This window comes from Serratia sp. CY40230 (assembly GCF_052168835.1).
Lineage (GTDB): Bacteria > Pseudomonadota > Gammaproteobacteria > Enterobacterales > Enterobacteriaceae > Serratia > Serratia nematodiphila.
In genome coordinates, this window is the sequence record NZ_JBJNLX010000002.1 from 611,024 (window position 1) to 623,067 (window position 12,044).

General features: G+C 56.5%; 12 protein-coding genes, 6 tRNA genes and 3 other RNA genes. All 21 read right to left on the bottom strand.

Annotated elements, in window-relative coordinates; translation table 11 throughout:
• Positions 1 to 5: 5 nt before the first annotated feature.
• Complete coding sequence (nadA, locus tag ACJ8IJ_RS10095) at positions 6 to 1,067, bottom strand: quinolinate synthase NadA (RefSeq protein WP_015376982.1); 1,062 nt, start codon at positions 1,065 to 1,067, stop codon at positions 6 to 8.
• A gap of 322 nt (positions 1,068 to 1,389) precedes the next feature.
• Positions 1,390 to 1,514, bottom strand: a non-coding RNA gene (locus tag ACJ8IJ_RS10100) — RtT sRNA.
• A 75-nt stretch (positions 1,515 to 1,589) separates the two neighbouring features.
• Positions 1,590 to 1,665: transfer RNA gene (locus tag ACJ8IJ_RS10105), tRNA-Lys, on the bottom strand.
• 6 nt (positions 1,666 to 1,671) lie between these two features.
• Positions 1,672 to 1,747 (bottom strand) — tRNA-Val (locus ACJ8IJ_RS10110).
• Between the two features lie 45 nt (positions 1,748 to 1,792).
• A non-coding RNA gene (locus ACJ8IJ_RS10115) (RtT sRNA) lies at positions 1,793 to 1,916 on the bottom strand.
• 13 nt (positions 1,917 to 1,929) lie between these two features.
• Positions 1,930 to 2,005: transfer RNA gene (locus ACJ8IJ_RS10120), tRNA-Lys, on the bottom strand.
• A 152-nt stretch (positions 2,006 to 2,157) separates the two neighbouring features.
• Positions 2,158 to 2,282: non-coding RNA, RtT sRNA (locus ACJ8IJ_RS10125), on the bottom strand.
• 15 nt (positions 2,283 to 2,297) lie between these two features.
• Positions 2,298 to 2,373 (bottom strand) — tRNA-Lys (locus ACJ8IJ_RS10130).
• 7 nt (positions 2,374 to 2,380) lie between these two features.
• Positions 2,381 to 2,456: transfer RNA gene (locus tag ACJ8IJ_RS10135), tRNA-Val, on the bottom strand.
• A gap of 131 nt (positions 2,457 to 2,587) precedes the next feature.
• Positions 2,588 to 2,663, bottom strand: a tRNA-Lys gene (locus tag ACJ8IJ_RS10140).
• Positions 2,664 to 2,841: 178 nt separating this feature from the next.
• Positions 2,842 to 3,630, bottom strand: coding sequence for a cell division protein CpoB (cpoB, locus tag ACJ8IJ_RS10145; RefSeq protein ID WP_442518599.1), 789 nt, complete (start codon positions 3,628 to 3,630; stop codon positions 2,842 to 2,844).
• A 9-nt stretch (positions 3,631 to 3,639) separates the two neighbouring features.
• Positions 3,640 to 4,155: a peptidoglycan-associated lipoprotein Pal gene (pal, locus tag ACJ8IJ_RS10150; RefSeq protein WP_004939853.1), complete on the bottom strand. Its 516-nt coding sequence runs from the start codon at positions 4,153 to 4,155 to the stop codon at positions 3,640 to 3,642.
• Between the two features lie 44 nt (positions 4,156 to 4,199).
• A complete protein-coding gene (tolB, locus tag ACJ8IJ_RS10155) occupies positions 4,200 to 5,492 on the bottom strand; it encodes a Tol-Pal system beta propeller repeat protein TolB (RefSeq protein ID WP_004939856.1) in 1,293 nt (430 codons plus the stop codon).
• A 133-nt stretch (positions 5,493 to 5,625) separates the two neighbouring features.
• Positions 5,626 to 6,849 (bottom strand): cell envelope integrity protein TolA, encoded by a 1,224-nt coding sequence (tolA, locus tag ACJ8IJ_RS10160; RefSeq protein ID WP_049186582.1) that lies wholly within the window; start codon positions 6,847 to 6,849, stop codon positions 5,626 to 5,628.
• 81 nt (positions 6,850 to 6,930) lie between these two features.
• Positions 6,931 to 7,359, bottom strand: a complete 429-nt coding sequence (tolR, locus tag ACJ8IJ_RS10165; RefSeq protein ID WP_004939859.1) for a colicin uptake protein TolR — start codon at positions 7,357 to 7,359, stop codon at positions 6,931 to 6,933.
• Between the two features lie 12 nt (positions 7,360 to 7,371).
• Positions 7,372 to 8,055 carry a Tol-Pal system protein TolQ gene (gene tolQ / locus ACJ8IJ_RS10170; protein WP_004939862.1) on the bottom strand — a complete coding sequence of 228 codons (684 nt, stop codon included), beginning with the start codon at positions 8,053 to 8,055 and terminating at the stop codon, positions 7,372 to 7,374.
• The gene (gene ybgC, locus ACJ8IJ_RS10175; RefSeq protein ID WP_004939863.1) at positions 8,052 to 8,456 is read right to left on the bottom strand and encodes a tol-pal system-associated acyl-CoA thioesterase; all 405 of its coding nucleotides are present in this window, start codon (positions 8,454 to 8,456) and stop codon (positions 8,052 to 8,054) included. Before ybgC ends, tolQ begins: the two co-directional genes overlap by 4 nt.
• Positions 8,457 to 8,586: 130 nt before the next feature.
• Positions 8,587 to 8,883 carry a cyd operon protein YbgE gene (gene ybgE, locus ACJ8IJ_RS10180; protein ID WP_442518600.1) on the bottom strand — a complete coding sequence of 99 codons (297 nt, stop codon included), beginning with the start codon at positions 8,881 to 8,883 and terminating at the stop codon, positions 8,587 to 8,589.
• Positions 8,883 to 8,996 (bottom strand): cytochrome bd-I oxidase subunit CydX, encoded by a 114-nt coding sequence (cydX, locus tag ACJ8IJ_RS10185; RefSeq protein WP_004939868.1) that lies wholly within the window; start codon positions 8,994 to 8,996, stop codon positions 8,883 to 8,885. The genes ybgE and cydX overlap by 1 nt, the downstream gene beginning before the upstream one ends.
• A gap of 17 nt (positions 8,997 to 9,013) precedes the next feature.
• Positions 9,014 to 10,153, bottom strand: coding sequence for a cytochrome d ubiquinol oxidase subunit II (gene cydB, locus ACJ8IJ_RS10190; RefSeq protein ID WP_004939871.1), 1,140 nt, complete (start codon positions 10,151 to 10,153; stop codon positions 9,014 to 9,016).
• Positions 10,154 to 10,167: 14 nt separating this feature from the next.
• Positions 10,168 to 11,736 (bottom strand): cytochrome ubiquinol oxidase subunit I, encoded by a 1,569-nt coding sequence (cydA, locus tag ACJ8IJ_RS10195; protein WP_004939873.1) that lies wholly within the window; start codon positions 11,734 to 11,736, stop codon positions 10,168 to 10,170.
• Positions 11,737 to 12,044: the final 308 nt, after the last annotated feature.

The following is a 12,044-nucleotide window of genomic DNA, read 5'->3' on the forward strand; positions in this document are numbered from 1 at the left end:
AACGGTTAAGCGTTGCCTTTAACCTGCATCTTAAGCTGAGCGGCGAAATCAAGCATGCGGTTCAGCGGCACCAGCGCCTTTTCACGCAGCGCGGCGTCCACGTGGATCTCATGCTGCGCGCCCCCCTGCTCCAGCCCTTCGGCAATCGCCTTCAGGCCATTCATCGCCATCCACGGGCAATGCGCGCAGCTGCGGCAGGTCGCGCCTTCTCCGGCGGTCGGCGCCTCGAACAGTTCCTTGTCCGGACAAGCCTGCTGCATCTTGTAAAAGATACCGCGATCGGTGGCGACAATCAGCTGTTGATGCGGCAATGTTTTCGCCGCCTGAATCAGTTGGCTGGTCGATCCCACCGCATCCGCCAGCTCGACCACCGCCTGAGGTGATTCGGGATGCACCAGGATGGCCGCCTGCGGATAGAGCGCCTTCATGCGCCGCAGCGCCTGGGTCTTAAACTCGTCATGGACAATGCAGGCACCTTGCCAGCACAGCACGTCGGCGCCGGTCTGCTTCTGCACGTAGCTGCCGAGATGACGATCCGGCGCCCAGATAATTTTCTCGCCCAGGCTATCCAGATGCTCGATCAGTTCGACGGCGATGCTGGAGGTCACCACCCAGTCAGCGCGCGCTTTGACCGCCGCCGAGGTATTCGCATAGACCACCACGGTGCGATCGGGATGACTGTCGCAAAACGCATGAAATTCCTCTTCCGGGCAGCCCAGATCCAGCGAACATTCGGCAAACAGCGTCGGCATCAGCACCTGCTTTTCCGGGCTGAGGATCTTGGCGGTTTCCCCCATGAAACGTACGCCGGCCACCAACAGCGTGGAAGCCGGATGCGCGCTGCCGAAGCGCGCCATTTCCAGCGAATCCGCCACGCAGCCGCCGGTTTCTTCCGCCAGCGCCTGGATTTCCGGGTCGGTATAATAATGGGCGACCATTACCGCGTTGCGCTGCTTGAGCAGGGTTTTGATCTTCTCGCGATAAAAGGCTTTTTCCGCTACGTCCAGCGGTACCGGTTTCGGCGGGAAGGGATACACCGCCGCGTTGACATCAAACATTTCACTCATCGCTGCAATCTCATGCTAGGCTGGGCGCCTGCCGCGTGAATATCGCCTGCCGCAACACCCATCGTTTTATATACTAAACAAAATACCTAAAACCGCGCGAAAAGTCCGCTGATATTTTCATATTTACGCACTCAGTGTTTAATAGATTAAAAATACAGACATTGACCACACAGATCACGACGGATAATGTCCTGGTGGGGGGCGTATGGCGTTCAGAGAAAAGCGGGATGATGATCGGTGTGTTGTTGAAACGATAAAGCAGGGATTCAGGTTGGGGTGTTGCAGAGGCGAAAAAAGCGCCAAAAGGCGCTTTTTTCTGAATGGGTGGGTCGTGCAGGATTGATTCGGCCTGTGGCCTCACCCTACGGGCAACGCTACGCGTTGTCGTATCGCTGCGCGATGCTCGAACCTGAACGCAGGATCTCACCCGCACGACTCAGTGGGCCATGTCAGTAAGCGGATAAAGGCAGAGCCAGGTGGCGCAGATGCGAAAAAAGCGCCAAAAGGCGCTTTTTTCTGAATTGGTGGGTCGTGCAGGATTCGAACCTGCGACCAATTGATTAAAAGTCAACTGCTCTACCAACTGAGCTAACGACCCGCAGTGTGGTGGGTGATGACGGGCTCGAACCGCCGACCCCCTCCGTGTAAAGGAGATGCTCTACCAACTGAGCTAATCACCCACTGCTGTGGTACTGCTATTTTTCACACCTTGCTCTATCAAAGAGTGGTGGGTCGTGCAGGATAACTCGGCCTTTGGCCTCGCCCTAACGGGCCATCACCGGGGTGATGTTGTCTCGCTTTGCGAGACTCGAACCTCTACGGTTCTCATCCTGACGATTTAACACCTTGCTCTATCAAAGAGTGGTGGGTCGTGCAGGATTCGAACCTGCGACCAATTGATTAAAAGTCAACTGCTCTACCAACTGAGCTAACGACCCACTGATGTGGTTTACTGCTGATGGCGAATAGGTTACAAAAACCGACTCGCGGAAAACAAGGATGGGGATGTTCAGGACAACTCGACGGGTACTCGACTCGGACCTTTACTTTGCCACATCAAACCGATTCTGAAGCTGCCATTCTCTAAGAATGGTGGGTCGTGCAGGATAACTCGGCCTTTGGCCTCACCCTTGCGGGCCATCACCGGAGTGATGTTGTCTCGTTTCGCGAGACTCGAACCTTTACGGTTCTCATCCTTTACGATTCTCTATTGCAGCCATTCTCTAAGAATGGTGGGTCGTGCAGGATTCGAACCTGCGACCAATTGATTAAAAGTCAACTGCTCTACCAACTGAGCTAACGACCCATAACAGTGGTGGGTGATGACGGGCTCGAACCGCCGACCCCCTCCGTGTAAAGGAGATGCTCTACCAACTGAGCTAATCACCCACTGTTGTGGTTACTGCTACTTCAGAAATTGGTGGGTCGTGCAGGATGACTCGGCCTTTGGCCTCGCCCTGACGGGCCATCACTTCGTGATGTTATCCTTCCCGATTCCACTTCATTTCTTGCTTCAAAATTGGTGGGTCGTGCAGGATTCGAACCTGCGACCAATTGATTAAAAGTCAACTGCTCTACCAACTGAGCTAACGACCCAATTTCCCTGCCGCTTTAACATCTTGCAAGATGTCTTGGCAACGGCGGCATATATTACTAATTTATCTTGGCAGCGCAACCTAAATTTTTTACTGATGCGTTCAACTGCTTGTTCTTCACGCGAATGAGCCCAGAAATCGGTCAAATCGACTAACTTCTGGGCTCATTTTTCTAACCGTTAACCGCCTACGCGACTTTTCGCCTGCTTGGCCGCCGCACTGGTTGGGTATTGTTTAATCACCTGCTGGAACACGGCCTTGGCTTTATCAGCCTGCCCTTTTTCCTGCATGATGATACCCACCTTGTACATGGCGTCCGGCGCCTTCGATGATTTAGCGTAATTCTTCACCACCACCGCAAAATAATAGGCCGCATCGTCTTTTTTACCCTTGTTGTAGAACAACTGACCCAGCCAATAGTTGGCGTTGGGCTGGTAAGTAGACTTCGGGTACTGTTTTACGAAGGACTGAAAGGCGGAAATCGCCTGGTCATACTGTTTTTTTTCCAGCGCCAGAGAAACAGCGGCGTTGTAGTCACTGTTCTCATCACCGCCACTCGGCGTTGCAGAAGCGGCTGCAGGCGCGCTGCTGCCCGCATCGGAAGAAGCGGCTGCACCGCCGGCAGCGCCCGCTGCCGCAGAGGCGCTCTGAGCGCCGCCCTGGCTGAGGCTATCCATCTGTTGATAGATTTGCTTCTGGCGTTCAACGACCTGATTCAACTGATACTGGCTTTCCTGGATTTGCCCACGGAGAGAATCAATGTCGCGTTGATTGTCAGAGAGTTGCTGCTGGAGTTGGTTTAAAAGCTGGCCTTGAGCATTGCTGATGCGCTCAAGCGAGGTGACACGGTCTTCGACCGAGCCGGAGCCGACATTACTGATTGGCGCTTGGGCAGTAGCGGCCCAAGGGGCCGCTACGCCAACCAGTAACGACAGACTCAACAGGTGACGTCTGAAGTTACTGTTCATGCGATTCTCTTAGTAAACCAGAACGGCACGACGGTTTTTAGCATAAGCCGCTTCGTCGTGGCCCAGTACTGCTGGTTTTTCTTTACCGTAAGAAACGATAGAGATCTGGTCAGCGGAAACGCCTTTACCTTGCAGGTACATTTTAACGGCGTTAGCACGACGCTCACCCAGAGCGATGTTGTATTCCGGCGTGCCGCGTTCGTCAGCGTGGCCTTCAACGGTCACTTTGTAAGACGGGTTGTTACGCAGGAATGCAGCGTGCGCGTCCAGCATCTGAGCGAATTCGGAGCTTACGTCATACTTGTCCAGGCCGAAGTAAACGATGTTGTTCTTCTGCAGTTCTTGCATCTGCAGACGAGCTTGTTCTTCGGAAGACAGGTTGCTGCTGCCGTTTTCCATACCAGTGCCGGCGCCAGCGCCCATACCAGATTGGTCGTTGTTCGCGCTTTTGTTAGAACTACAAGCTGCTACAGCCAGAACTGGCAGTGCCAGCAGAAGCCCTTTCAGCACTTTGTTCAGTTGCATTTCTTTGATCCTTTTATAGTTTGCCATACATATTTACACATGCATCACAGATACGGCGACCAGGCAGGGAATTTGACCTGTCCATCAGTTGCCGGAAGACGCGCTTTGAAACGCCCATCAGTTGACACCAACTGCAGCACGGAGCCCATACCTTGCGTGGAGCTATAGATCACCATGGTGCCGTTTGGCGCAATACTAGGCGTTTCATCCAGGAAGGTGCCGGTCAAAACCTGAACGGCGCCCGATCCAAGATCTTGTTTGGCGATGTGTTGTGCACCACTGTTGGTACTCACCATCACCAGGAATTTACCGTCGGAGCTGACTTCAGAATCCTGGTTCTGAGAGCCTTCCCACGTCAGACGCTGCGCGGCACCGCCGCTGGCGCTGATTTTATAAATCTGCGGACGCCCGCCCTGGTCGGAGGTAAACGCCAGAGACTGGCCATCCGGGAACCAGGTCGGTTCGGTGTTGTTGTTGCGGCCATCGGTCAGCTGCGTGATCTGGCCGGAGCCGAGGTTCATCACGTACAGGTTCAGGCTGCCGCTCTTGGACAGCGCGAAGGCCAGCTTGCTGCCGTCCGGCGAGAACGCCGGCGCACCGTTGTGGCGCGGGAACGAGGCGATCTGGCGGATAGCGCCGTTAGCCAGGGTCTGCACCACCAGCGCAGAGCGGCCGCTCTCGAAGGTCACGTAAGCCAGTTTGCTGCCGTCCGGCGACCAGGCCGGCGACATCAGCGGCTCAGGCGAACGGTGCACCGTGAACTGGTTGTAACCGTCGTAATCCGCTACGCGCAGCTCATACGGGAATTTCCCGCCGTTGGTCTGCACCACGTAGGCGATACGGGTGCGGAACGCGCCCTTGATGCCGGTCAGCTTCTCGAACACTTCGTCGCTGGCGGTATGAGCAGAATAACGCAACCACTGTTTGGTCACTTTATACTGGTTCTGCGCCAAGACAGTGCCCGGCGAACCCGAGGTGTCCACCAGTTGGTAGGAAATCAGGTAGCTGCCGTCGGCGCCAGGTTGAACCTGGCCGACCACCACGGCGTCGATGCCCAGCGCAGTCCAGGCCGCCGGCGTCACTTCAGACGCGGAGGTCGGTTGCTGCGGCATACGCGCCACGTCGATCGGGTTGAATTTGCCGCTGTTGCGCAGATCCGCGCCGACAATCTTGCCGATATCTTCCGGCGGCGTGCCTGGGCCCGCCCATTTAAACGGCACCACGCCAATCGGGCGAGCGGAGTCGACCCCTTGGGTGATTTCAATGCGAACTTCCGCGTGCAACACGGACGCCCACAGAATTAAAAAACCTAGCGCTACTCGAAATGCCTGCTTCATCTCATCTCCCTTATCCAGGCGGGATGCCTGCGATAAATTAGCAGAATTTTAACAAACCAACTCACGTAAAACTACATAATCCCTGTTGGTTACCTTAGTACATCCCTGTGATATTACTCAGCTCAAACAACCATTATTGCGGCTTGAACGTAAGGGGAGCATTCTTAAACACCTCATAAACCGCCTGGCTTGGCGGTTTCGGGATCTTCGCCTGTTTCGCCGCGGCTATCGCCGCCTGACACAGTGCCGGATCGCCCCCTTCAGATTTTACGTCTACCAGAAAACCGTCCGGCGCCAGCTTGATTCGCAGGTCACATTTACGGCCCTTGTACAGATCCGCATCGTAGAACTTGCTTTGAATGGCAGCGGTAATCTGGCCAAGATAGCCATTGATTTCCGCCCCGCTGGCGCCAGCCGTTTTGGCATTGCCCTGGCCAGCCGGTTTACCGTCACCCTTCTGCTTGCCGCCACCTTTCGGCGCGTTCTTGCCGTCCGCCAGGCCACCAAACAGGTCATCAACTTCCGCCGACTGCTTCGCAGCCTCGGCGGCGGCTTTTTTCTTCTCTGCAGCGGCTTTCTTGGCTGCCGCAGCTTTCTCAGCGGCGGCCGCTTTCTTCTCTGCCTCGGCGGCAGCCTTCTTCTCGGCTTCCGCTGCGGCTTTTTTCTCAGCTTCAGCGGCCGCTTTCTTCTCCGCAGCCTCTGCAGCTTTTTGCTCTGCCGCGGCGGCGGCGGCTTTCTTCGCCTCTTCCGCCTGTTTCTTGGCGGCGGCAGCGGCGGCCGCTTCTTTCTTGGCTTCCGCTTCGGCTTTCTTCTGGGCTTCCGCCTGCGCCTTGGCGACCTTGTCCGCTTCAGCCTTCGCCTTGGCGGCGGCGGCTTCGGCGACCTTCTGTTGCTCTTTGGCCTTGGCTGCGGCGGCTTCCGCCGCTTTTTGCTGCTCGGCGGCCTGCTTCTGCTGCTCCGCCGCCTTCTGCTGTTGCTCAGCCTGCGCCTTGGCGTCCTGCGCGGCTTTCTCCTGCGCTGCCAAACGCTCTTTCTCCAGCTCTTTCAGGCGCTGCTGTTGCTCCGCCTGCTTCTGCTGAAGCTCTTCGGCCTGTTGCTCCGCTTTTTTCTGGCGCTGCTTCTCGGCACGCTGCGCATCGTTGCTCTGCTGCTGCTGGCGGTTGTACTGCTCCACCACAGCGCCGGGATCGACCATTACCGCACCCACTACAGAACCATCGCCGCCGCCACCGGCGCTCATGTCGACCTTTTCCTGCAGCGATCCCCAAATCAGCAGGGCAATCAGTATGAAGTGCAGAACGACCGAAACAATAACGGCGCGGTTCAGCTTATCGTTTTGCTCAGTTGCCTTTACCAAAATAGATTCCCAAAAACTGGTGTTGCTTATACGGGGTTCCTGAGCCGCAGCGCAGGAACCGGGTTGCCGTTCGCCTTACGGTCAGATCGGCTGGGTCATCAGCCCCACGGAAGCCACGCCCGCCTGATGGAGAATATTCAATGCCTTGATAATCTCATCGTAAGGGACTTCCTTCGCACCGCCGATCAAAAAGACCGTTTTCGGGTTAGCCGCCAAACGCGACTTGGCTTCGGCCGCGACTTGCTCAGGCGGCAGCAGCTCCATACGGTTGTGATCCACCACCAGGGTGTATTGACCTACGCCGGAAACCTCGAGGATCACCGGCGGATTGTCATCGCTGGACACCGTCTTGGAATCGGTGGCGTCCGGCAGGTCAACCTCCACGCTCTGCGTGATGATTGGCGCGGTTGCCATAAAAATCAGCAGCAGCACCAGCAACACGTCGAGCAGCGGAACGATGTTAATTTCGGACTTCAGCTCACGCCGACTACGTCCACGTACTCTCGCCATGCTACCTCCTACTTATTTGCTGTCGCTGGAGAAGGCCTGACGATGCAGAATAGCGGTGAACTCTTCCATAAAGTTGTCGTAATTCTGCTCAAGCTTGTTGACGCGCTGGTTGAGACGGTTGTAGGCCATTACCGCCGGGATGGCGGCGAACAGACCGATCGCGGTGGCGATCAGCGCTTCGGCGATACCCGGCGCCACCATCTGCAGCGTGGCTTGCTTCACCGCGCCCAGCGCGATAAAGGCGTGCATGATCCCCCACACGGTGCCGAACAGGCCGATGTACGGGCTGATCGAACCGACGGTGCCGAGGAACGGAATATGGGTTTCCAGCGTTTCCAGCTCGCGGTTCATCGAAATGCGCATCGCGCGCGACGCCCCTTCGATCACCGACTCCGGCGCATGGTTGTTGGCGCGGTGCAGGCGGGCGAACTCTTTGAACCCGGAATGGAAGATCTGCTCGGAACCGGTCAGGCTATCGCGACGCGCCTGACTTTCCTGGTACAGACGGGAAAGCTCGATACCGGACCAGAATTTGTCTTCAAAGGCTTCGGCGTCACGCGTCGCCGCATTGAGGATGCGGGTGCGCTGAATGATGATCGCCCAGGAGGCTACCGAGAAGCATATCAAAATCAACATGATAAGCTTAACCAGCAGGCTCGCCTTCAAGAATAAATCTAGGATGTTCATGTCAGTCACTGCTTAAACTCCGCGACAATAGACTTAGGAAGCGCTCTTGGCTTCATTTGGTGTGGATCAATACAGGCAATCAGGACATCTGCCTGGCTCAGTAGGGCCCCGTCAGAATTGACAATGCGTTGAGCAAACGTGAGAGAAGCCCCGCGCAGAGAGGTGATTTCACTCTGGACCTCCAGTTGCTCGTCGAGACGAGCCGGAGCCAGATAATCCACCGTCATGCGCCGGACGACAAAAGCGACTTGTTCACTGAGCAGCTGCTGTTGATGAAAGTTGTGCTGACGCAGCATCTCTGTGCGCGCTCTTTCAAAAAAGGCGACGTAGCGGGCGTGATAGACCACACCACTGGCATCGGTATCCTCGTAGTAAACGCGAACCGGCCATCGAAACAACGTATTACTCACTCTACTTCCCAGCAATGCAATTTAACGCTGCTACTATACGCAAGACGGATCGGGTTGGGAATGGGTTACAAGATGGGAATGAAAATAATTATGGGCCGTGAGGGCCCATAACGTGGGGACATCGGGGAGATTATAAAGAAACGTAAAGTAATCCTGCGCACAAGATCACAATTGCAGGAAGCGGCGCGAAAAAAGCGCGCCAGACGCTGCGCTGCGGGCGGAATCCGAAGCCGTGGATCACTCCGGCACATACGGCCCAAATCAGCGACAGCCCTTCCCAAATCTCCAGCGAGCTGGTTTTGGCGGCGAAACGCGTCGGATCCCAGAACACGCACCCCGCCAAAATCAACGCCAGCACCAGGGAAAGGGCCCGAACCGGGCCCTTGTCGGTGACAGCGTACAGCTTGTCAATCACGGACGAGCTCATTACTTACCGTCTTGCTGAGCTTTGGTCGCTTCGCTCTGCTCAAGCGCCAGCGCCGTGATGATGCCGAAGGCGCAGGCAAGAAGCGTTCCGAGAATCCAGGCAAAATACCACATGGTTTAGCTCCTTATCCTTAGTACAGCGAATGCTTGTTGTTTTCGATGTAGTTCTTGTCGAGACGACCGAACATTTTGTAGTACGACCAGCTGGTGTACGCCAAAACGATAGGCACGAAAATCGCCGCCACAACGGTCATCACTTTCAGCGTCAACAGGCTCGAAGTCGCGTCCCACATGGTCAGGCTGACGTTAGGCACGGTGCTGGACGGCATCACGAACGGGAACATGGTGACCCCGGCGGTGAGGATGACGCAGGCGATGGTCAGCGACGAAGTGACGAACGCCAGTGCGCCTTTCTCCAGACGCGAGAACAGGATGGTGAACAACGGCAGCACCACGCCCAGTGCAGGCAAGGCCCACAGCAGCGGATACTTGTTGAAGTTGATCAGCCATGCGCCGGCCTGATGCGCCACTTCTTTACGCAGCGGGTTGGATTCCGCCATGGTGTCCAGCGCCGAAGTGATCACGTAGCCGTCGATGCCTTTCACCAGCCACACACCCGCCAGCAGGAAGCATACCGCCATGATCAGCGTCGCGATCTGCGCTGCGGCGCGTGACCGCAGGTGGATCTCGCCGGTGGTGCGCATCTGCAGGTAGGTCGCGCCCTGAGTGACCAGCATGGTCAGACTGACCACGCCTGCCAACAGACCGAACGGATTCAGCAGTTGGAAGAAGTTGCCGGTATAGAACAGACGCAGGTATTCGTCCACATGGAACGGCACGCCCTGCAGCAGGTTGCCGAACGCCACGCCGAACACCACTGCCGGCACGAAGGAGCCGATGAAGATGCCCCAGTCCCACATGTTGCGCCAGCGGCTGCTCTCCAGCTTGGAACGGTAGTCAAAACCGACCGGGCGGAAGAACAAGGCCGCCAGCACCAGGATCATGGCGACGTAGAAACCCGAGAAGGCCGCTGCGTAGACCATCGGCCAGGCGGCGAACAGCGCGCCGCCGGCGGTGATCAGCCACACCTGGTTACCGTCCCAGTGCGGGGCGATGGAGTTGATCATCACCCGGCGCTCGGTATCGGTTTTACCGATGATGCGCACCAGGATGCCGACGCCCATGTCGAAACCGTCGGTGACGGCGAAGCCGATCAGCAGTACGCCAACCAGCACCCACCAGATAAATCGCAGTACTTCATAGTCAAACATACGTGGACTCCTGTTTAGCGCGCTTCCTGCACGGCGGCAGTCGGTTGTTCAAAGTGGTAGCGGCCGGTTTTCAGGCTGCTTGGACCCAGACGCGCAAACTTGAACATCAGGTACATTTCAGCCACCAGGAACAGGGTGTACAAGCCGCAAATCAGCCCCATCGAGAACAGAATGTCGCCCGCGGTCAGCGAAGAGTTGGCGACTGCGGTCGGCAGCACCTCACCAATCGCCCACGGTTGACGGCCGTATTCCGCCACGAACCAGCCGGCTTCCACCGCGATCCACGGCAGCGGCAGGCCATACAGCGCCGCACGCAACAGCCATTTCTTCTGGCCGATGCGGCCGCGCACCACGCTCAGGAAGGACAGGCCGATAATCAGCAGCATCAGCACGCCACAGGCCACCATGATGCGGAAGGCGAAGTACAGCGGCGCCACGCGTGGAATGGAGTCCTTGGTCGCCTGCTGGATCTGCGCTTCCGTCGCGTCGCTGACGTTCGGGGTATAACGCTTCAGCAGCATGCCGTAGCCCAGGTCTTGCTTGGTTTTGTTGAATTCCGCACGCACCGCAGGATCGGTATTGCCGCCGCGCAGCTCTTCCAGCAGTTGGTAGGCTTTCATGCCGTTGCGGATGCGCACTTCATGTTGCGCCAGCAGATCTTTCAGGCCAGTGACCTGAGTGTCGGTGGAACGCGTGGCGATCAGGCCAAGCGCATACGGGATCTGAATAGAGAAGGAGTTTTCCATCTTGTCCTGATCGGGAATGCCGAACAGGGTGAAGGACGCCGGTGCCGGCTGGGTATCCCACTCCGCTTCGATGGCGGCCAGTTTGGTTTTCTGTACGTCGCCCATTTCGTAACCGGATTCGTCACCCAGCACGATCACCGACAGCACCGCAGCCATGCCGAAGCTGGCGGCAATGGCGAAGGAGCGTTTGGCGAAAGCGATGTCGCGGCCCTTCAGCAGGTAGTAAGCGCTGATGCCCAGCACGAACATGGCGCCGGTGGTGTAGCCTGCAGCCACGGTGTGAACGAATTTCACCTGCGCAACCGGGTTAAGCACCAGCTCGGAGAAGCTGACCATCTCCATGCGCATGGTTTCGAAGTTGAAATCCGACGCGATCGGGTTCTGCATCCAGCCGTTGGCGACCAGGATCCACAGCGCGGACAGGTTTGAGCCGAGGGCCACGAACCAGGTTACCGCCATGTGCTGCACCTTGCTCAGACGATCCCAGCCGAAGAAGAACAGGCCGACCAGCGTCGATTCAAGGAAGAACGCCATCAGACCTTCGATGGCCAGTGGGGCCCCGAAGATATCGCCGACGTAGTGAGAGAAATACGACCAGTTAGTCCCGAACTGGAACTCCATGGTCAAACCGGTGGCCACACCCAGAGCAAAGTTAATCGCAAATAACTTTCCCCAGAATTTGGTCATGTCTTTATAGATTTGTTTGCCAGACAGGACATATACCGTTTCCATAATTGCCAGCAAGAACGCCATACCGAGCGTTAATGGGACAAATAAGAAATGGTACATCGCCGTTAAAGCAAACTGTAAGCGCGACAGTTCGACAATATCAAACATCTTGACTCCTTGCTCCTCGCAGGAAGACTCCGACACGCGGTTATCGGCATACTTCTTTCAAAGCCGCCAGTAACGCCCCGCAGTGAATGCCCTTAAACACAACAAATTTGATCCAGCTTCTCCGCTTTCAACCGCACACTCGGCCAATAGCCCCTCGGGCCGCCGACAAGCACGCCACTGAAAACCGACAACGGGTAACAAATGCAACAAGATCAACCATCCATAATCACAACATGGATGATACTCGCCCAATCCCACACAATAAATAGGTTTTTACGTGACGTGGGTTGGACTTTTGGTTACAGGTC